The sequence below is a fragment of the Moraxella bovoculi 237 genome, from assembly GCF_000696305.2.
In the GTDB taxonomy this organism is placed as follows: domain Bacteria; phylum Pseudomonadota; class Gammaproteobacteria; order Pseudomonadales; family Moraxellaceae; genus Moraxella; species Moraxella bovoculi.
Genome location: NZ_AOMT01000027.1, coordinates 1 through 1,125 on the forward strand (window position 1 = coordinate 1; position 1,125 = coordinate 1,125).

General features: G+C 44.8%; 1 protein-coding gene. It reads left to right on the forward strand.

Annotated features, from left to right (window positions below):
• Positions 1 to 1,066: YadA-like family protein (locus tag MBO_RS07810; protein ID WP_036366469.1), on the forward strand; the 1,066-nt coding region annotated here is incomplete at its 5' end.
• Between the last annotated feature and the right edge of the window lie 59 nt (positions 1,067 to 1,125).

Below are 1,125 nucleotides of genomic sequence, written 5' to 3' on the forward strand. Positions count from 1 at the left end.
CAATGAAATTGCTGAAAACCGTGCAAACATCGCAGAACTGATGAATAAGCAGACTGCGCCGAATGGTCAAGTAACAGTAGATCTAAAACCAGTCAATGACAAGATTGATGCCCTAACCACAGCATCTAATGTCCTCATCGACGAAATCGCTGACAACACCAATGACATCGGTAAGCTTGCTGTCATCTCTGAAACCACTGTTGATGAAGTAGCAAACAACCGTGCACAGATCAGAGATAATAAAGCAACAATTGATGCCCTAACCACAGCATCTAATGTACTGATCGACGAAATCGCTGACAACACCAATGACATCGGTAAGCTTGCTGTCATCTCTGAGACCACTGTTGATGAAGTGGCAAACAACCGTGCACAGATCAAAGATAACCACGGCAAGATTGCAGAAAACAAGCAAGCCTTGGCTCAAAAAGCAGACAAGAGAGTTGTCGATGCAATGAGAAGCTTCGATACTTACCTTGCATCTCTTGCAGGTACCAACCAAGGTAAGATTAATAAGCTAGAAACTGCTGTTGCCGACAAAGCTGATCAAGCAACTGTTGACGCTTTAACCACAGCATCTCATGTATTGATCGACGAAATCGCTGACAATACCAATGACATCGGTAAATTGGCTGTGATTTCTGAAACCACCGTTGATGAAGTGGCAAACAACCGTGCACAGATCAGAGATAATAAAGCAGCAATCACCAAGAACCAAGCGGACATTGCAACTTTGATAAGCAGAACGCCAGCGGCAGTCGATCTACAGCCGATCAATGACAAGATCGGTGCATTGGATAACAGCCTTAATGACAAAATCAACAAGCTTGATGATAAGCTAAGTGCAGGCGTGGCTGGTGCTGTGGCCATTGCCATGATGCCAGCACCGGCTGCTGGTAGCCACTACATCACTGGTGGTACAGGCTTCTACAATGGTGAAAATGCGGTAGCAGTTGGTCTTACTGGTGCAAGTGAGACTGGCACCTTTACCTATAAGATCGGCGGCTCAGTAAATTCCTCTGGCTCTGGTACCTTCGGTGCTGGTGCAGGCTATCGTTGGAAATAATCCACGATCATTGCATGAAAAAAAAATCGACTCATCATTGTAGCGATTTTTTTATTTAT